At 67.2% G+C, this 17,694-nt stretch carries 16 protein-coding genes and 1 pseudogene; 9 read left to right on the top strand and 8 right to left on the bottom strand.

Features of this window, described 5'->3' with window-relative positions; translation table 11 throughout:
• Position 1 precedes the first annotated feature (1 nt).
• Positions 2 to 421 carry an MnhB domain-containing protein gene (locus O5O54_RS15005; protein WP_279482629.1) on the bottom strand — a complete coding sequence of 140 codons (420 nt, stop codon included), beginning with the start codon at positions 419 to 421 and terminating at the stop codon, positions 2 to 4.
• Positions 418 to 2,790: a putative monovalent cation/H+ antiporter subunit A gene (locus tag O5O54_RS15000; protein ID WP_279482628.1), complete on the bottom strand. Its 2,373-nt coding sequence runs from the start codon at positions 2,788 to 2,790 to the stop codon at positions 418 to 420. The genes O5O54_RS15005 and O5O54_RS15000 overlap by 4 nt, the downstream gene beginning before the upstream one ends.
• Positions 2,791 to 2,990: 200 nt before the next feature.
• On the opposite strand from O5O54_RS15000, the gene msrB reads away from it, so the two are divergent.
• Together msrB and O5O54_RS14990 are read left to right on the top strand one after the other, a co-directional pair.
• Positions 2,991 to 3,392 (top strand): peptide-methionine (R)-S-oxide reductase MsrB, encoded by a 402-nt coding sequence (msrB, locus tag O5O54_RS14995; protein WP_279482627.1) that lies wholly within the window; start codon positions 2,991 to 2,993, stop codon positions 3,390 to 3,392.
• 64 nt (positions 3,393 to 3,456) lie between these two features.
• A complete protein-coding gene (locus O5O54_RS14990; RefSeq protein WP_279482626.1) occupies positions 3,457 to 5,574 on the top strand; it encodes a S9 family peptidase in 2,118 nt (705 codons plus the stop codon).
• A gap of 22 nt (positions 5,575 to 5,596) precedes the next feature.
• Here the strand turns inward: O5O54_RS14990 and O5O54_RS14985 are convergent, their stop codons facing one another.
• The 3 genes from O5O54_RS14985 to O5O54_RS14975 all read right to left on the bottom strand — a co-directional run bounded on the left by O5O54_RS14985 (position 5,597) and on the right by O5O54_RS14975 (position 7,754).
• The gene (locus tag O5O54_RS14985; protein ID WP_279482625.1) at positions 5,597 to 6,529 is read right to left on the bottom strand and encodes a cytochrome c; all 933 of its coding nucleotides are present in this window, start codon (positions 6,527 to 6,529) and stop codon (positions 5,597 to 5,599) included.
• A gap of 10 nt (positions 6,530 to 6,539) precedes the next feature.
• A complete protein-coding gene (locus O5O54_RS14980) occupies positions 6,540 to 6,995 on the bottom strand; it encodes a cytochrome c (RefSeq protein ID WP_279482624.1) in 456 nt (151 codons plus the stop codon).
• 156 nt (positions 6,996 to 7,151) lie between these two features.
• Positions 7,152 to 7,754, bottom strand: coding sequence for a superoxide dismutase (locus tag O5O54_RS14975; RefSeq protein ID WP_279482623.1), 603 nt, complete (start codon positions 7,752 to 7,754; stop codon positions 7,152 to 7,154).
• 285 nt (positions 7,755 to 8,039) lie between these two features.
• Between O5O54_RS14975 and O5O54_RS14970 the strand changes: the two genes are divergently transcribed.
• Positions 8,040 to 8,765: a L,D-transpeptidase gene (locus tag O5O54_RS14970; protein ID WP_279482622.1), complete on the top strand. Its 726-nt coding sequence runs from the start codon at positions 8,040 to 8,042 to the stop codon at positions 8,763 to 8,765.
• Positions 8,766 to 8,792: 27 nt separating this feature from the next.
• On the opposite strand, the gene kynU is transcribed toward O5O54_RS14970, so the two are convergent.
• Complete coding sequence (gene kynU, locus O5O54_RS14965) at positions 8,793 to 9,995, bottom strand: kynureninase (RefSeq protein ID WP_279482621.1); 1,203 nt, start codon at positions 9,993 to 9,995, stop codon at positions 8,793 to 8,795.
• A gap of 83 nt (positions 9,996 to 10,078) precedes the next feature.
• Positions 10,079 to 11,140, bottom strand: a complete 1,062-nt coding sequence (locus tag O5O54_RS14960; RefSeq protein WP_279482620.1) for a phosphoesterase — start codon at positions 11,138 to 11,140, stop codon at positions 10,079 to 10,081.
• A gap of 180 nt (positions 11,141 to 11,320) precedes the next feature.
• On the opposite strand from O5O54_RS14960, the pseudogene O5O54_RS14955 reads away from it, so the two are divergent.
• Together O5O54_RS14955 and O5O54_RS14950 are read left to right on the top strand one after the other, a co-directional pair.
• Positions 11,321 to 11,542 (top strand): annotated as a pseudogene (locus O5O54_RS14955) (DUF2171 domain-containing protein); the annotation flags it as partial.
• Between the two features lie 140 nt (positions 11,543 to 11,682).
• Entirely contained in the window at positions 11,683 to 11,835 is a 153-nt protein-coding gene (locus O5O54_RS14950; RefSeq protein WP_279482619.1) for a hypothetical protein, read from the top strand.
• 10 nt (positions 11,836 to 11,845) lie between these two features.
• Here the strand turns inward: O5O54_RS14950 and O5O54_RS14945 are convergent, their stop codons facing one another.
• Positions 11,846 to 13,177: an MFS transporter gene (locus O5O54_RS14945; protein WP_279482618.1), complete on the bottom strand. Its 1,332-nt coding sequence runs from the start codon at positions 13,175 to 13,177 to the stop codon at positions 11,846 to 11,848.
• 178 nt (positions 13,178 to 13,355) lie between these two features.
• Here O5O54_RS14945 and cyoA point away from each other — a divergent pair, with 178 nt between their 5' ends.
• The 4 genes from cyoA (at position 13,356) to cyoD (ending at position 17,673) form a co-directional block, all read left to right on the top strand.
• Positions 13,356 to 14,579 (top strand): ubiquinol oxidase subunit II, encoded by a 1,224-nt coding sequence (gene cyoA / locus O5O54_RS14940; RefSeq protein ID WP_279482617.1) that lies wholly within the window; start codon positions 13,356 to 13,358, stop codon positions 14,577 to 14,579.
• A gap of 62 nt (positions 14,580 to 14,641) precedes the next feature.
• A complete protein-coding gene (gene cyoB / locus O5O54_RS14935; protein ID WP_279482616.1) occupies positions 14,642 to 16,648 on the top strand; it encodes a cytochrome o ubiquinol oxidase subunit I in 2,007 nt (668 codons plus the stop codon).
• A 3-nt stretch (positions 16,649 to 16,651) separates the two neighbouring features.
• On the top strand, positions 16,652 to 17,290 hold the full coding sequence (gene cyoC, locus O5O54_RS14930; RefSeq protein WP_407061714.1) for a cytochrome o ubiquinol oxidase subunit III: 639 nt from the start codon (positions 16,652 to 16,654) through the stop codon (positions 17,288 to 17,290).
• A complete protein-coding gene (gene cyoD / locus O5O54_RS14925; protein ID WP_279482615.1) occupies positions 17,287 to 17,673 on the top strand; it encodes a cytochrome o ubiquinol oxidase subunit IV in 387 nt (128 codons plus the stop codon). The genes cyoC and cyoD overlap by 4 nt, the downstream gene beginning before the upstream one ends.
• Positions 17,674 to 17,694 lie beyond the last annotated feature (21 nt).

The following is a 17,694-nucleotide window of genomic DNA, read 5'->3' as shown; positions in this document are numbered from 1 at the left end:
CTCATCCCGAGTAGCGTTCTTCGAGGGACAGCGCGATCGCGGAGATCGCGCCGACGATCACCAGAAACACACCGAGGTCGAAGATCAGCGTCGTCGACAGCGCGAGTTCCGCCCCCGCCACCGACACGAAGGCCCAGAGTCCGGTCATGTACTGCGCGCCGCCGAACAGCGGCATCATCCCGGCAAGGACCGCCATCAGCAGGCCGAAGGCGGCATAGGCGATGGGATGGAAGTGCAAGGCACGGCGCACGGCATCCACGCCGCAGGCCATGCCGTAGACGGCGATGGCGGACGAGGCGATCAGGCCGCCGATGAAGCCGCCACCCGGCTCGTTGTGACCGCGCAGAAGCACGAACAGCGAGAACAGAAGCATCAGCGCAGTGATGTAAGGGGCCATGACCCGGAAGATGACCGTTCTCATAGATGCAGCTCCGCGGACCGGCGGCGGCGCTTGCGCGAATGGCGGACATCCGGCTTGGCGGCCCGGATGCGCACCAGCGCCAGGATCGCGGCGCCGGTGGTCAGGACGACTGCGATCTCGCCCCATGTGTCGAGCCCGCGGAAGTCCACCAGGATCACGTTCACGATGTTGCGGCCGTGAGCGATCGTGTAGCTGAAGGCCTCGTAGAAGCGCGCGAGTTCGGCGTCGAACGGGCGCTGCGTCACCGACAGAAGGAACAGCCCGAACCCGGCGCCGCCGGCGACCGCCAGCGCCGCCTCCGGCAGGACCTTCTTCCAGGGCCGCCGGTCCGCCGGCATCAGCCGCAGGCGCGTCATGACGAGGGCGAGGATCGAGACGGACAGGATCTCGACCATGAACTGCGTGAACGAGAGGTCGGGCGCCCCGAGCAGCATGAAGAGCAGCGCGACCGCGAGGCCCTGGATGCCGAGCGAGACGATGGCCGTCAGTCGGCTGGTCGAGAAGGCCACGACCAGGCACCCGAGCACGACCATGCCGATCACCGCCCACTCGTAGAAGAACAGGCGCGGCCAGGCGGGCATAGCCGGCAGCGAGTCCGTCCAGAGCATGGTGATCCAGACGGTGGCGACGATGACGCCGAAGGTGACGCGCATGTAGACGTCGAGCCGGCCCGGCTGGAGGCGGTTGGTGATGATGGACGCCAGGATCACCAGCCCGCGCATGGTCTGGTCGAAGCCCTTGTCCGGTCCCCATCCGATGCGGGCGAGAAGCGCCGCGATGGACGAGCGCATGGCCTGCGCGCGCAGGAACAGGACGACGCCGAGCAGCACGGTGACGATCGAGAGGATCAGCGCCGAACCCCAATGGAGGCCGAGCGCGATGTCGATGGCCAGCGCTCCGTCCAGCGCCGGCGGCGACATGGGGTTGGAGATGAACCGGTGCGTGGTCTCGGAAAAGATCGCCGCGAGAAGACCGACGACGCCCAGAAGCAGCGGCCCGAACCAGATCATCGGGCTCGTTTCGTGCGCACGCCGCATGCCGCTCGGCAGCGGGCCGAGGAACGGCTTCAACGCGACGAGCAAGGCCACCGCGAACATCAGCGCATTGCCGGCCACGGCCGCGATGGTGGTGAGGACACCGCGAAGGTCGACGACGGCCGTGGCCGCATAGACTTCCTCCTTGGCGAGGAAGCCGAACAGCGGCGGCAGGCCGCCCATGGCCGCGGCCCCAAGGATCGCGGCGGCGAAGGTGACGGGCATCTTGCCGCGCAGGCCGCCGAGCGCGCGGATGTCGCGCGTGCCCGCGCCGTGGTCGATGGAGCCCGCCACCATGAAGAGGCAAGCCTTCGCCAGCGAATGGGCGAAGAGGTAGAGGACCGCCGCCTCCACAGCGATCTCCGAGCCGATGCCGAGAAGCATGACGAGAAGGCCCAGCGAGGCGACGGTCGTGTAGGCGAGCATCAGCTTGATGTCGCTCTGCCGCAGGGCCAGAACGGAGCCGACCACCAGCGTGATGCCCCCGAAGACGGGCAGGACGGTGGCCCAGAGCGCCGTGTCGCCGGCCATCGGGAACATGCGCATCAGGAGGTAGATGCCTGCCTTCACCATGGTCGCCGAATGGAGATAGGCGGAGACGGGCGTCGGCGCCTCCATGGCGTTGGGCAGCCAGACATGGAACGGCATCTGCGCCGACTTGGTGAAGGCGCCGAGCAGGATCAGAAGCAGCGCAGGCGCGAAGAGGCTGCTGTTGCGGAAGGCGTCCGGCGCGTCGAGGAGGAGGCTGAGCGAGGACAGGCCGGTCGCCTCGCGCATCATCAGGAGGCCGGCCAGCAATGCCAGACCACCGCCGCCGGTGACGACCAGCGCCTGCACCGCGCCGCGCCGCGCCGCCTCGCGCTCGTGGTCGAAGCCGATCAGCAGGAAGCTGGTGATCGAGGTCAGCTCCCAGAAGATGAACAGGGTGATGAGATCGTCGGCCAGCACCAGGCCGAGCATCGACCCCATGAACAGGAGGATATAGGCGTGGAACCGGCCGCGATTGGACCCGCGGGGCATGTAGCCGCCCGAATAGATGACGACCAGGGCGCCGATGAAGAGGATCAGGAAGGCAAAGCCGAAGGACAGGCCGTCGAGGCGGAACGCGAAGCGGACGCCGAAGGACGGCACCCAGTCGAATCCGAAAAGCACCGGTACCCGCGCCTGGACCTCGGCGGCGTGCCTGAACAGAATGGCGAGACCGGCCGCCGGAAAGAGTGCCAGGAGCACCGATCCGAGCCGATCCAGGAGAATGATGGAAACCGGGGCGGCGATGGCTCCAAGGAACGGAAGCGCAAGAAGAAGAAAAAGCAATCCGTTCGACAGGTCGTCCATTCAGTCCCCGTGAGCCCTCGCGATCCGCGCGGCACCCTCCTTGCCGCTATGCAGCGAAGGGTAAGGCGAAACGCCTCGTTTTCAAGGCTAAACACCCTCTGGAGACGCTGTTCGGGCGCTTTCCGAAGGCTCGCGTTCTTGTGAGCGCGGGGTCGGTCTCCTAGCTAGGCTGCAACCGATCGAACGAACAGGAGGACCCGATGGCCGACCATCTCAAGGTGCAGAAGAGCGACGCCGAATGGCGCGAGCAGCTGACGCCCGAACAGTACCAAGTTGCGCGCGGCCACGGTACGGAACGCCCCTTCACCGGACCCAACTGGGACCAGAAGGCGGATGGGCTCTACACCTGCGTCTGCTGCGACCGGCCGCTCTTCCGCTCGGAGACCAAGTTCGAATCGGGCACCGGCTGGCCGAGCTTCACGCAACCCGTCGAGCGCGAATCGGTCGCCGAGGTCACCGACCGCTCGCATGGCATGGTGCGCACAGAGGTGCGCTGCGCCGATTGCGACGCCCATCTCGGCCACGTCTTCGACGACGGTCCGCGGCCGACGGGCCTTCGCTATTGCATGAACGGATATGCGTTGAACTTCCAGCGCGATTGAGCCACGAGGCTCCGAAAGGCGAGGCGCCCGGCGCTTCGCTCCCGCGGCTCTGATCGGACACGCCATGCCCCCCGTCTTTCGCGACGACCTTCCCCCTCCCCCGCCCGCCGTCCGCCGTCCCGTTTCCGACGAGCGGCACGGCCAGCGGCGCACCGACGACTACGCCTGGCTGCGCGCGCCGAACTGGCAGGAGATGTTCAAGGACACCTCGCTCCTCGATCCGGCGATCCGCGCCCATCTCGACGCGGAGAACGCCTATGCCAAGGCGGTCATGGGCGAACTCGACGGGCTGAAGGCGGAGCTGATCGCGGAAATGCGCGGGCGCATCAAGGAGGACGATTCCTCCGTGCCGGCCCCGGATGGCCCCTATGCCTATGGCGTATCCTACCGCCACGGCGCCGAGTATCCGCGCTTCGTCCGGCGCCCGCGCGAGGGCGGCGAGGAGGCTGTGATCCTCGACGGAGAGGTCGAGGCGGAGGGCTCCGACTACTTCTCGCTCGGCGGCGTCGACCATTCGCCCGACCATCGCTGGCTCGCCTGGTCGCGCGATGACAAGGGATCCGAGTTCTACGACCTCTCGGTGCGCGATCTCGAAACCGGCAAGGACACGGCCGAACTCGTCGCGGACACCAGTGGCGGGGTCGCCTGGGACTCGCGCTCGCACGGCTTCTTCTACACGCGCCTCGACGCCAACCACCGCCCGAGCCGGGTCTTCTACCATGCACTCGGCACCGACGCCGCCGAGGACCGGCTGATCTACGAGGAGACAGACACCGGCTTCTTCATGGGTGTCGGCGGCACGCAGTCGAACAGCTTCGTCGTGATCGACATCCACGACCACGAGACGTCGGAAGCCTGGCTGATCCCCGCCGCCAACCCGGCCGCCGAGCCCCGCCTCGTGATGCGCCGGCAGACCGGCGTCGAGTACGACATCGACGAGGGCGACGGCACCCTCTACATCCTGACCAACGCCGACGGCGCCCGTGACTTCAAGATCGCCACCGCCCCGGCCGACCTGCCGGGCAAGGAGAACTGGCGGGACTACGTGCCCCACGAGGACGGACGGCTGATCCTCAACCACCTCGTGCTCAAGCGGCACCTGATTTGGCTGGAGCGCCGCGACGGGCTGCCCCGCATCGTCGTCAAGCGGCTGGCGGACGGTGCGGAGCATGTCGTCGCCTTCGACGAGGAGGCCTATTCGCTCGGCCTCGCCGGCACCTACGAGTTCGATACGGACACGATCCGCTTCTCCTATTCGTCGATGACGACGCCCAACCAGACCTTCGAATACGACGTGGAGACGCGCGAGCGCACGCTCCTCAAGACCCAGGAAGTGCCGTCCGGCCACGACCCGGCGCATTATGTCACGCGCCGCATCCATGCGCCCGCCTCCGACGGGGAGACCGTGCCGATCTCGCTGGTCTATCGCCGCGACACGCCGCTCGACGGCTCGGCGCCCTGCATGCTCTACGGCTACGGCTCCTACGGGATGACCATCCCGGCCTCGTTCAACACCAACTGCCTGTCGCTGGTGGACCGGGGCTTCGTCTACGCCATCGCGCATATCCGCGGCGGCAAGGACAAGGGGTTCCGCTGGTACGAGGCGGGCCGGCGCGAGCACAAGCGCAACACGTTCACCGACTTCATCGCGGCCGCCGATCATCTCGTCGCGGAAGGGCTCACGCGTTACGACCGGATCGTCGCCCACGGCGGCTCGGCGGGCGGCATGCTGATGGGCGCCGTCGCCAACCTCGCGCCGGAGAAGTTCGGCGGCATCGTTGCGGTCGTGCCCTTCGTGGACGTCCTCAACACGATGCTGGACGACACGCTGCCGCTCACGCCGCCCGAATGGCCGGAATGGGGAAACCCGATCGCTTCCGCGGCCGACTATGCGACGATCGCGGACTACAGCCCCTACGACAACGTCAAGCCTCAGGCCTACCCGCCGATCCTGGCGCTCGCCGGTCTCACCGATCCGCGCGTGACCTATTGGGAACCGGCGAAGTGGGTGGCGCGGCTGCGCGCCGTGAAGACCGACGCCAATCCCGTCGTGCTTCACACCAACATGGGAGCCGGCCATGGTGGTGCTTCGGGGCGCTTCGCCAAGCTCGACGAGGTGGCGATGATCTATGCCTTCGCCCTGAAGCTGATGGGCCTGCCGCAGCGCAAGCCGGCCGCTTGATGAAACGGGTGCGAGGGGAGCGTCAGTTCCTCTCGCCCGCCTTCGCCACGGCGGGAATCGCCTTGAGATAGGCGGCGATCGCCTCGCGGTCTTCGGCGGGGAGCTTGGCCAGGTTGTTCTGGACGGCCACCATGGAGCCGCCGACGCTGTCGAAGTCTGGCGTGAACCCGGTCTCGAAGTAATTCACGAGGTCGCTTTCCGACCAGTCGGCGATGTCGCCGCCCGGCGTGATGTCGGGAATGCTGCCCTCGCCCTCCGGCGCCGGCCCGCCCGCCAGCCAGCGGGAATGGTCGAGCCCCCCGAGGCCACCGAACGTGCGCGGGGTATGGCATTCGCCGCAATGGCCCGGTCCTTCCACGAGATACTGTCCGCGCTTGACCGGCTCCGGCGCATCCGCCGGCAACGTGACCACGGGCGACGGGTCGAGGAAGACGCGCTGCCAGAGCCCGACGCCGCGGCGGATGCTGTAGGGGAAGGCGAGTTCGTTCGGCAGCGAGGCCGCCTTCGAGGCCGGCAGGGTCATCAGGTAGGCGTGGAGGTCGGCGATGTCGCCCGGCGTCATCCGGGCGTAGGACGTATAGGGGAAGGCCGGATAGAGCGGCTCGCCGTTCGGCCCGACGCCGCGCTGCATGGCATTGGCGAAGTCGGCCAGCGACCAGGCACCGATGCCAGCCTGCGGATCGGACGAGATGTTGGGCGCGTGGAACGTTCCGAACTTCGTGACGAGCGGCGGGCCACCGGCGAGCACTACCGGTCCCTCACCGCCTCCCTCCGAAGGCGCATGGCAGGAAGCGCAACCGCCCGCATGGAACAGGCGCTCGCCGCGCGCCGCATCGCCGCTGCCGTCTGCCGCGACCGCCTCTGCCGGCAGACGAGACGGCGTCGTCAAGGCGTAGGCCCCGCCGGCGGCGAGGACGATCGCACCAAGGGCGACGACGATCCCGCGCGCGGCCATGCGCCGCTCCCTACCTCTGGCGGAACTGCTGGTGGCAGCTCTGGCAGTTCGCGGCAACGCCTGCGAAGGCCGTCTTGAAGGCCTCGACATCGGCCGGCTTCGCGTCGAGCGCCGCCTGCGTATCGGCGACGAACTTGGCGTTGGCGGCTTCGAACTCGGCCGGCTTCTCCCAGATCGCCGCAGCGGCTTCGGTCTTGCCGCCGGTCTTGGAATCTTCGGGGAACAGGGTACCGAACTTTTGGGCGTCCGTGTTCAGCGTGGTGAGGATTTCCGTCGCCTTGGCCGCATCGTAGGGCTGCTCGCCCTTGATCAGGGCGTTGGCGGCGCGAGCGGCCGCGGCGTTGTTCTTCATGAGCTGCTGGCGCTCGGCGATCACATCGGTGTTCTGCGCCGTCGCGGGCAGGAGCGGCGCCAGCAGCGCCGCAGAAACGATGAGACCCGCAAAACCCGTCTTCCACGTCGACATGATCGATTTCTCCCGAGCGAATCTGGAACGCTTCCAGGGAGGAAATAGTGGAATTCGTCGGCTGTCCATCCGTACGATGGTCGCGGACGAGCTTGGAACGAGAAAGGCCCCGCCGCGCGGCGGGGCCTTCGGGATCTTCGGGCGGTGTCGTGCCGATCAGGCGCCGGCGGCCTCGTAGCGCTCCAGGACGTAGTCCCAGTTGATCAGGTTGTCGACGAAGGCCTCGAGGTACTTCGGGCGCGCGTTGCGGTAGTCGATGTAGTAGGAGTGCTCCCACACGTCGACGCCGAGGATCGGGGTCGCGCCGTGCACCAGCGGGTTCTCGCCGTTGGGCGTCTTGGCGATCTGAAGCTTGCCGTCCTTGACCGCGAGCCAGGCCCAGCCGGAGCCGAACTGCGTCTTGCCGGCCTCGATGAAGTCGTTGCGGAACTTGTCGTAGCCGCCGAGATCGGAGTCGATCGCCGTCTGCAGCTTGCCCGGCAGGCTCTTGCCCCCGCCGTTCGGCTTCATCCACTTCCAGAAGTGGATGTGGTTGTAGTGCTGGCCGGCATTGTTGAAGAGCGGCTGGTTCTTGCCGAAGGACTGCTTCACCACCTCTTCCAGCGAGGCGTCGGCGAGACCGGCTTCCGCGGCGAGCTTGTTGCCCATGTCGACATAGGCCTGATGGTGCTTGTCGTGGTGGTACTCCAGCGTCTCCTTGGACATATAGGGCTGGAGTGCATCATAGGCGTAGGGCAGTTCGGGCAGGGTGAAGGCCATCGGTCGTCTCCTTCTTCTCTCGAACCCGCACCGTGTGATTCGATCCCGGCACGGGCGCTGAAACCGGGCCTTTAGCTAGAGCCTCGAGCCCGCTTTGTCAGCCTCGGGGGCTGCGAAACCACGCCGCCGTGAGGAATATCTCTCCGCGGCTCGCGCGGCGGTGAGGAGACCTTAAGGCTTGGGAACGAACATCCGGCCGGCGCGTTGCTGGCGCATATGTTGACGCGACCCGAACCCAAGCCCTCGGAACAGAAGGCAGAACGGGCCGCCAGTTCTGGCTGGATCATGACCGACGAACGATTTTCCCGCGCCCTGTCGCGCCGCTCCCTTCTGCAGGGGCTCGGCCTCGGGGCCGCAGCCCTCGCCTTGTCAGGCTGCACCACCGACAGCCGCGCGCGCGTCTCCAATCTCACGCCGTTCAACGGCGGCACCGGCCCCGGTGGCGTGAATCCCGAATATCTGACGGCCTACGGCCCGATCCAGGATGGCGGCTACACGATCCCGGCCATCGACCTGCGCCGCATGGACGTGCGCTATCTGCGCCGCCAAGTGGCCTATGCCGGCTCCGAGGAGCCCGGCACGATCATCATCGACACGCCGACGCGCTACGCCTACCTCATCCAGCCGGGCGGCACGGCGATGCGCTACGGCGTCGGCATCGGCCGCGACGGCTTTGCCTGGGAGGGCCGCGCCCGCGTTCAGTTCAAGCGCGAATGGCCGCGCTGGACCCCGCCGGCCGAGATGATCGCCCGCCAGCCGGAACTCGAGATCTACCGCGAGGGCATGGAACCGGGCCTGAAGAACCCGCTCGGCGCCCGGGCGCTCTATCTCTTCCAGAACGGCAAGGACACGCTCTATCGCCTCCATGGCACGCCGGAATGGTGGACCATCGGAAAGGCGGTCTCGTCGGGCTGCGTGCGCTTCATGAACCACGACATCATCGACCTCTACGACCGCGCCAGCGCTGGCGCGACCGTGATCGTGAACCAGGAAGGCGGCGCCTCGGTCTGACCCGCCCGCCCCGAGCTTCGCCGCCGGTCAGGTCACCTTGTTCCGGCGGCGGAACTCCGGCGTATCCCAGCGACCGGTCGTCAGGATGTCCGCGAGGATCGCCGCGCCCCGGCGCACCTCGTCCTCGCCGAGATAGAGCGGCGTGAAGCCGAAGCGCATGATGTCCGGCGCGCGATAGTCGCCGATGACCCCTTCCGCGATCAGCGCCTGCATGACGGCATAGCCGTCGGCGTGCCGGAACGAGACCTGCGAGCCCCGCGCGGCCGGCCCCTTCGGCGAGGCGAGTTCCAGACCCGGAACCGCGGCCTGCACCGCCCGGATGAACAGCTCGCCGAGCTGGATCGAGCGGGCGCGCACCGTCTCCATGTCGATCCCGTCCCAAACGTCCAGCGCCGCGTCGAGCGCGGCCAGAGCCAGGATCGGCGGCGTGCCGACGCGCATGCGCTCGACGCCCGCCGCCGGACGATAGGCGGGCTCGAAGGCGAAGGGCGCCTCGTGTCCGAACCAGCCGGACAAAGCCGGGCGCGCCGACTCCGCCAGATGCGGTGCCACGTAGATGAAGGCCGGCGCCCCCGGCCCGCCGTTGAGGTATTTGTAGGTGCAGCCGACGGCGAAGTCCGCCTTCGCGCCCGCAACGTCCACCGGCAGCGCGCCGGCGGAATGGGCGAGGTCCCAGATCGCCAGCGCCCCGGCCGCATGGGCCTTGGCGGTCAGCGCGGCCATGTCGTGGAGCCGGCCGGTGCGGTAGTCCACCTGCGTCAGCATCACGGCCGCGACGTTTTCCTCGATGGCGGCCTCCACCGCCTCCGGCTCCACCACGCGCAACTCGTGGCCTCGCCCGAGCGAAGCGATCAGCCCCTCTGCCATATAGAGGTCGGTCGGGAAGTTGCCGGTGTCCGACAGGATCACCCGGCGCTGGGGCACGAGGTCCAGTGCGGCGGCGAGCGCTTGGTAGACCTTAATCGACAGGGTATCGCCCATCACGACCGTGCCCTCCGGCGCACCGATCAGGCGGCCGACGCGGTCGCCGACGCGGCGCGGCAGGTCGACCCAGCCGGCGCTGTTCCATGCGCCGATCAACTCGCGCCCCCATTCGTTCGCGATGACCTCCGAGACGCGTGCCGAGACGCCCTTGGGCAAGGCGCCCAGCGAGTTTCCGTCGAGATAGATCACGCCCTCGGGCAGGTCGAAGAGCGCGCGGGTGGCGCGGAAGGGATCGTTGGCGGACATGGGCTCCGGGGACCAGGCTTGATGGCGGGAACGCGGCGCGTTCCGGCAGGTGGCCCCTTCTTGCGACGGATCGCGCCGGGCGTTCAAGCGCCCTCGTCGCCGACGGCCATCTCCGGGCCGAAGCCGAGGCCCGCGGCGAACGCGTTCCAGTCGCGCACGCGCAGGGCTCCCCCGGACGCCGCGCGATGGCCGTTGCCGTACTGCTCGTCGGCCCCTGCGGGGCGATGCTCGGCCAGAAAGGCAAGAATGTCGCGGTCCGTGGCCGTGCGAGCCGCGAAATGCACCCAGCCCGGCCGATAGCCCGTATTGGCGGCGATGACGATCCTGTCCTTCAGCCGCCCGCGCCAGGCCTGCGCGACCAGCGGATGGATCTGGCACGGCGAGGAGAAGCGGATCACCGCGACGTCGCCGACGACCTTGGGCGGCAGCTTGCGCGCAGCCTCGAGCGCAGCCGCAACCTCGGCCTTGGCTTCCAGGAGGCCAGCCGTCTCGGCATGCTCGCCGGACAGGACAGCCTTCGGCCCGTCCGCCTTCTCCAGGAGCGCGAAGGCGGCAGAGGCGTCGCCGCTGGACGTGCGGCGCGGCGCGTTGACGAGCGAGGCCGCCTTGCGCAGCGCGGTGATGCCGTAGCGCGCCCGCGCCTCGGCCATCTCGGGAAAGCCGGCCTCGTCGGCGAGATCGCCGATCAGGCCGATCGCGGCAAGCCAGAGAAGATCGTCCGCCGGCCCCAGCGCCTTTGCGCAGCGGTAGGCGAGAAGGCTGGAGGTCGGGATCGGGTCGTCCGTGACGCCGCTGATCACCGTGGCGTCGGAGGGATGGCCGGTCGGGACGTGGTGATCCACGAGGATCGTCGGCACGTCCTCGCGCGGCAGTCGCGGGGCGACGCCGAGGTCGGCGATCACCAGCCCGCCCAGAGGCCGCCCCGCAAATTCGTCGCGGAAGGCATCGGAATAGGCGTTCTCGCCCTTGCCGACGATGCGGACGGCCGACGGGTGGCCGGCGCGCGCCATGGCCTTGCGAAGGGTCACGCCGGCCGAAAGGCCGTCCGCATCGTTGTGACAGACGACAAGCGGATCGGGGTCGAAGCGGGCGAGCGCGGCGGCGAATGCCTCCGGGCGATCGAAGCCTCTCTCGTTCTTTGCCATACATCCTCCGCTGCCCGTGCGCTCGTCAACGCGGGAGGCCGGCTCCGGCTCCCGCCGTTCGGCTTCCTTGCCAGCCATGCAACTGCCCCTCCGGTCTCCGGAACCGGCCGGCGCGCGCTTCCATTGCGACCGCAGGCATGGAGGGCGCCGAGCCCTCGCCCACACAGGAAGGGACCGATCATGGTCGAACGCGAAAGCATCCGCGAGCATCAGGAGGTGAAAGGGTCGGACGGAGGCCATGTCGGCACCGTCGATCATCTCGACGGCGACCGGATCAAGCTGACCCGAACCGATCCGGCGGCGGGCGGGGAGCACCACTTCCTCCATCTCGACAGCGTCGGCCGCGTCCAGAACGGCGTGGTGATCCTCAACCGCACGACCGTGCAGGCGCGCGACGAATGGGGCGTGGAAGCGGTCGGCGCCGCGCCGGGGGAGGACAGCGAACACGGCGCCGAGCCCGGTTCGCCGGCTGTCGGTCCGTAACTCACCGAAAAGGCCGGCGCCGCTTCCGGTGCCGGCCTCTCAAGGAGATGGAGGTCCAAATGGACACGATGCCCAAGGAAACGAGCTTCCTCCTCAGGTTCTGGCGCGTCCTCTTCGGCGGCAGCGAGGGGACGGGAATGACCAAGCTGATGGTCTTCCTGGCCGTCTACGTCCTGATCGGCGGCCTCGTCTTCGCCTTCCTGACTCGCTGAACGCGCTGGATCAGACGGCGCGCAGGCGGAGTTCGCGGTTCACCCGGAGCGCGATCAGCGTGCACACCGCGCCGGACAGGAGATAGATGCCCACCGCGACCAGCCCGAAGCGGCTCGTCGCGCCAAGCGCCACCAGCGGCGCGAAGCCGGCGCCGATCAGCCAGGCGAGATCGGTGGTCAGGGCCGAGCCGGTATAGCGGTCGCGGCTGGCGAAGTTCGATGCCACCGCGCCCGCCGACTGGCCGTGGCTCAGGCCCAGCAGCGCGAAGCCGATCAGGATGAAGGCCGTCTGGCCGTTCGTGCCGCCGCCGAGAAGAAACGGCGCCGCGACGCTGAACACGGCGATCGCCCCGGCGCAGATGCCCAGATGTGTGCGCCGCCCGATCCGGTCGGCGATCGATCCCGACAGAAGGATGCACACGAGGCAGATGGCCGCGCCGCCGAGCTGCGTGAGAAGGAACTCGCCGGGCGACCGGTCCGAGAAGAGGTCGATATAGGAGATCGGGAAGATGGTCACGAGGTGGAAGAGCGCGAAGCTCGCGAGCGGTACGAAGGCGCCGACGAGCACCGCGTTGCCCTGCTTGGACACGATCTCCTTGACGCTGACCGGGGTCAGGTCGCGCGTCTGGTAGAGTTCGGCATATTCCTCGGTGGCGATCAGGCGCAGGCGCGCGAACAGCGCCACGACGTTGATCGTGAAGGCGACGAAGAACGGATAGCGCCAGCCCCAGCTGAGGAAGTCCTCCGACGAGAGGTTGAGGTAGAAGAAGGCGAAGAGCGAGCTCGCGATGATGAAGCCGATGGGCGTGCCGAGCTGCGGCAGCATCGCATACCAGGCGCGATGCTTCTCCGGCGCGTGGAGCGCCAGGAGCGAGGCCAGGCCGTCCCATGCGCCGCCGAGCGCGAAGCCCTGACCCAGCCGGAACAGGATCAGCGAGAAGACCGCCCACATCCCGATCGACTCGTATGAGGGAATGAAGGCGATGGCCGCCGTCGATCCGCCGAGGAGGAACAGCGCGATCGTCAGCTTGACGCCGCGCCCGTGCCGGCGGTCCACTTCCATGAAAAGAATCGAGCCGAAGGGCCGAGCAACGAAGGCGAGACCGAAGACGGCGAAGGCGTAGAGCGTTCCGGTCAGCGTATCGGTGAAGGGGAAGATCAGCGCGGGAAACACGATCACCGACGCGATGCCGTAGACGAAGAAGTCGAAGGCCTCCGACGCGCGTCCGATCACGACGCCGATCGCCAGCTCGCCGGGCGATACGTGACCGTCGGTCGAGACGAGACGAGCGTCGCGCTCCATTTCCGTGGACGAAGCCACTGACTGGTTCGGCGTCGACATGCCGCAGCTCCTGCTGTTTAAGGGCGCGAGGGGGCCCGCCCGCGAAAAATATGGCGTGCTACGATGTCGAATAGGTCGGCCGCCGCATATTCGTCAAACGGAGCGCGGTTGGACAAAACGTCCAATCCCCATTCCGCATTGCAAAACATACATCGCGCAACAAGACATCGGGACTGAGATGGTCGTTTTGCTCCAGAGATCCGTGCGCGCGCTTGTTCTGCTTCCGCTCCTGCTGCTGCTGGGCGGCTGCAACCTCGTGGTGATGAACCCGTCGGGCTATATCGCCAACCAGCAGGCCAACCTGATCCTCATCTCCACCGGCCTGATGCTTCTGATCATCGTGCCGGTGATCGCGGCGACCTTCTGGTTCGCCTGGCGCTACCGCGCCGGCAACCCGGACGCGAAGTACGACGGGGACTGGCATCATTCGACGCGCCTCGAGGTGCTGATCTGGACCGCGCCGCTGATGATCATCATCGCGCTCGGCGCCATCACCTGGATTTCGACCCACCTCCTCGACCCCTATCGGCCGCTGGACCGCATCGACGCCGCCCGCCCCGTGACGGCCGAGACGCCCCCGATCACCGTCGAGGTCGTCGCGCTCGACTGGAAGTGGATGTTCCTTTATCCCGAATACGGCATCGCGACGATCAACGAGCTCGCCGCGCCCGTGGACCGGCCGATCAACTTCAAGCTGACGTCCAGCGCGATCATGAACACGTTCTACGTGCCCGCGCTGGCCGGCATGATCTACACGATGCCCGGCATGGAGACGAAGCTGCACGCCGTGATCAACGAGCCCGGCGTCTACGGCGGCATTTCCGGCAACTATTCCGGCGCCGGCTTCTCCAACATGCACTTCAAGTTCCACGGCCTCGAGCAGGGCGAGTTCGACGCCTGGGTCGAGAAGGTGCGGGCCGAAGGCCGTCCGCTCGATCGTGCGCTCTACATGGAGCTGGAGAAGCCGAGCGAAGCGGAGCCGGTCCACTACTACTCGTCCGTGGAGGACGGCCTCTACCAGGCGATCCTCAACATGTGCGTGGCCCCGGGCAAGATGTGCATGAACGAGATGATGCATATCGACATGCAGGGCGGCGGCGGCCGCGACAGCGCCGACATCCGCGATCGGCTGGTCTACGACGGCCACCGCAGCCACGACGGGGCGGGCCACGGTCCTTCGGGCTATGCCGGCGCGGCCGGCGGCACCGAGGAGCCGGGCGCGACCTTCCCCGCCTCGGGCCGGGGTGCCCGTTCGCAGGAAACTCCGGACGGTGTCGCGCCGCAGGGCGCGCCGGCCGGCCAGACCGGCAGTTCGGAGCATGAGGGCCACGACGGCCATGAGGGCCACGGTGGCCAATCCGGCGGCGACATCGCCCCGAACCAATTGAACCAGACGAACTGATCGAGACGCCGGGGCGGACGACCGCTCCGGACCGGCCCAGCGCGAGTCAGCGGATCCGACCGATGTTTTCCAATATGGATCTCCAGCAACTGGTCTTCGGGCGCCTGTCGCTCGATGCCATCCCCTACTACGATCCCATCCTGGTCGTGACCTTCGCGGTGGTGGCGATCGGCGGCATCGCGCTGGTCAGCGCGATCACCTACTACCGCCTGTGGGGCTATCTCTGGACGGAGTGGTTCACGACCGTCGACCACAAGAAGATCGGCATCATGTACTGCATCCTGGCGATCGTGATGCTGCTGCGCGGCTTCTCCGACGCCATCCTCATGCGCATCCAGCAGGCCATCGCCTTCGGCGCCAACGAGGGCTATCTGCCGCCGCACCACTACGACCAGATCTTCACCGCCCACGGCGTGATCATGATTTTCTTCGTGGCGATGCCGTTCATCACCGGCCTGATGAACTACGTCGTTCCGCTGCAGATCGGCACGCGGGACGTGGCCTTCCCCTTCCTGAACAACTTCTCGTTCTGGATGACGGTCGGCGGCGCGGTGATGGTGATGTTCTCGCTCTTCATCGGCGAGTTCGCGCGCACCGGCTGGCTGGCGATGCCGCCCCTGTCGGGACCGGCCTATTCGCCGGGCGTCGGCGTCGACTACTACATCTGGGCGCTGCAGATCGCGGGCGTCGGGACGCTTCTGTCGGGCATCAACCTGATCGTGACGATCGTGAAGATGCGCGCCCCCGGCATGACCATGATGAAGATGCCCGTCTTCACCTGGACCTCGCTCTGCACCAACGTGCTCATCGTCGCCGCCTTCCCGGTGCTGACGGCGGTGCTCACCCTTCTTTCGCTGGATCGCTACGTCGGGACGAACTTCTTCTCGAACGATCTCGGCGGCAATCCGATGATGTACGTCAACCTCATCTGGATCTGGGGCCACCCGGAGGTCTACATCCTGATCCTGCCGGCCTTCGGCATCTTCTCCGAGGTCGTCTCGACCTATTCCTCCAAGCGCCTCTTCGGCTACGCCTCGATGGTCTACGCGACCGTCGTCATCACGATCCTGTCCTACCTCGTGTGGCTGCACCACTTCTTCACGATGGGTTCGGGCGCCAGCGTGAACTCCTTCTTCGGCATCACGACGATGATCATCTCGATCCCGACGGGCGCCAAGATCTTCAACTGGCTGTTCACGATGTATCGCGGGCGCATCCGCTTCGAGGTGCCGATGCTCTGGACCATGGGCTTCATGGTCACCTTCGTGATCGGCGGCATGACGGGCGTCCTCCTCGCGGTGCCCCCGGCCGACTTCGTTCTGCACAACTCGCTGTTCCTGGTGGCGCACTTCCACAACGTCATCATCGGCGGCGTCCTGTTCGGCCTCTTCGCCGGCGTGAACTACTGGTGGCCCAAGGCTTTCGGCTTCAAGCTCGACGAGTTCTGGGGCAAGATGAGCTTCTGGTTCTGGCTGACCGGCTTCTGGTTCGCCTTCGCCCCGCTCTACGTGCTCGGCCTCATGGGCGTGACGCGCCGCGTCAACCACTTCGAGGACCCCTCGCTGCAGATCTGGTTCGTGATCGCCGCCTTCGGCGCCTTCCTGGTGGCGCTCGGCATCGCCTCGTTCCTCATCCAGATCTACGTGAGCATCAAGAACCGGCACGAGCTGCGCGACCTGACGGGCGATCCGTGGGGCGGCCGCACGCTGGAATGGGCGACCTCCTCGCCCCCGCCGGTCTACAACTTCGCCTTCACGCCGATGATCCACGACGGCGACGCCTGGTGGGACATGAAGCGTCGCGGCTATGCCCGTCCGCTGGAAGGCTTCCGCCCGATCCACATGCCCAAGAACACGGGCGCCGGCGTGATCCTCTCGGCGTTGGCCGTGGCCTGCGGCTTCGGGCTGGTCTGGTACATGTGGTGGCTCGCCGCCCTGTCCTTCGTCGGCATCGTCGTCTTCTCGATCGCGCACAGCTTCAACTACAAGCGCGACTACTACATCCCGGCCGATGACGTGGCGCGGGCAGAACAGGAGCGTACCCAGCTCCTGACGACGGCGGGGGTCTGAAGCATGGCCACGGCACACGCGATCTCCGCCTCCGGCAAGGACGAGAACGAGCTGAAGTTCTACGTCGCGGAAGAGGACGGCCACGCCGAGGGCGGCACGCTGCTCGGCTTCTGGCTCTACCTCATGAGCGACTGCCTGATCTTCGCGGTCCTCTTCGCCTGCTACGGCGTCTACGGACGCTCCTTCGCGGCCGGTCCCTCCGGGGCCGACCTCTTCGAACTGGAACTCGTGGCGCTCGCCACCGGCCTCCTCCTCGTGTCGTCGATCACCTACGGCATGGCGATGCTGGCCATGGAGAAGGGCACCAAGGGGCTGACGCTGGCCTGGCTCGGCGTGACCGGTGTCTTCGGCCTCGGCTTCCTCGGCATCACCACCTACGAGTTCCACCACCTGATCGAGATCGGCGCGGGGCCGCAGCGCTCGGCCTTCCTGTCCTCATTCTTCGCGCTGGTGGGCACCCACGCCCTGCACGTGGCCTTCGGCGCCCTGTGGCTGGTGGTGCTGATGATCCAGGTGGCCTGGAAGGGCCTGATCCCGGAAAACCGCCGCCGCCTCATGTGCCTGTCCATGTTCTGGCACTTCCTCGACGTCGTCTGGATCGGCGTCTTCTCCTTCGTCTATCTGATGGGGTCGATGGTATGACCGAGCATCATCACGGCGCGCAGGTCGAGGTTCTCCACGACGACCACGCGGCCGGCCACGGCACGTTCAAGGGATATCTGACGGGCTTCGTCCTCTCCGTCATCCTGACCGCCATCCCCTTCTGGCTGGTGATGGGAGACGTGCTCGACAGCCGCAACCTCACGGTCTTTCTGATCATGGGCCTCGGCGCGGTGCAGATCGTCGTCCACATGGTCTACTTCCTGCACATGAACACGAAATCCGAGGGCGGCTGGAACATGCTCGCGCTCATCTTCACCGTGGTGATCCTCGCCATCACCATCGCGGGTTCGCTCTGGGTCATGTACCACCTGAACACCAACATGATGCCGGCGATGCAGCACGACATGAGCCAGATGCCGTGACGGCTCCCCGGCGCCCGGCGC

Origin of the sequence: Aureimonas sp. SK2 (assembly GCF_029813115.1) — a bacterium.
Lineage (GTDB): Bacteria > Pseudomonadota > Alphaproteobacteria > Rhizobiales > Rhizobiaceae > Aureimonas.
Note: the sequence above shows the minus strand (reverse complement) of the source record. Positions and strands in the feature narration are given on the sequence as shown.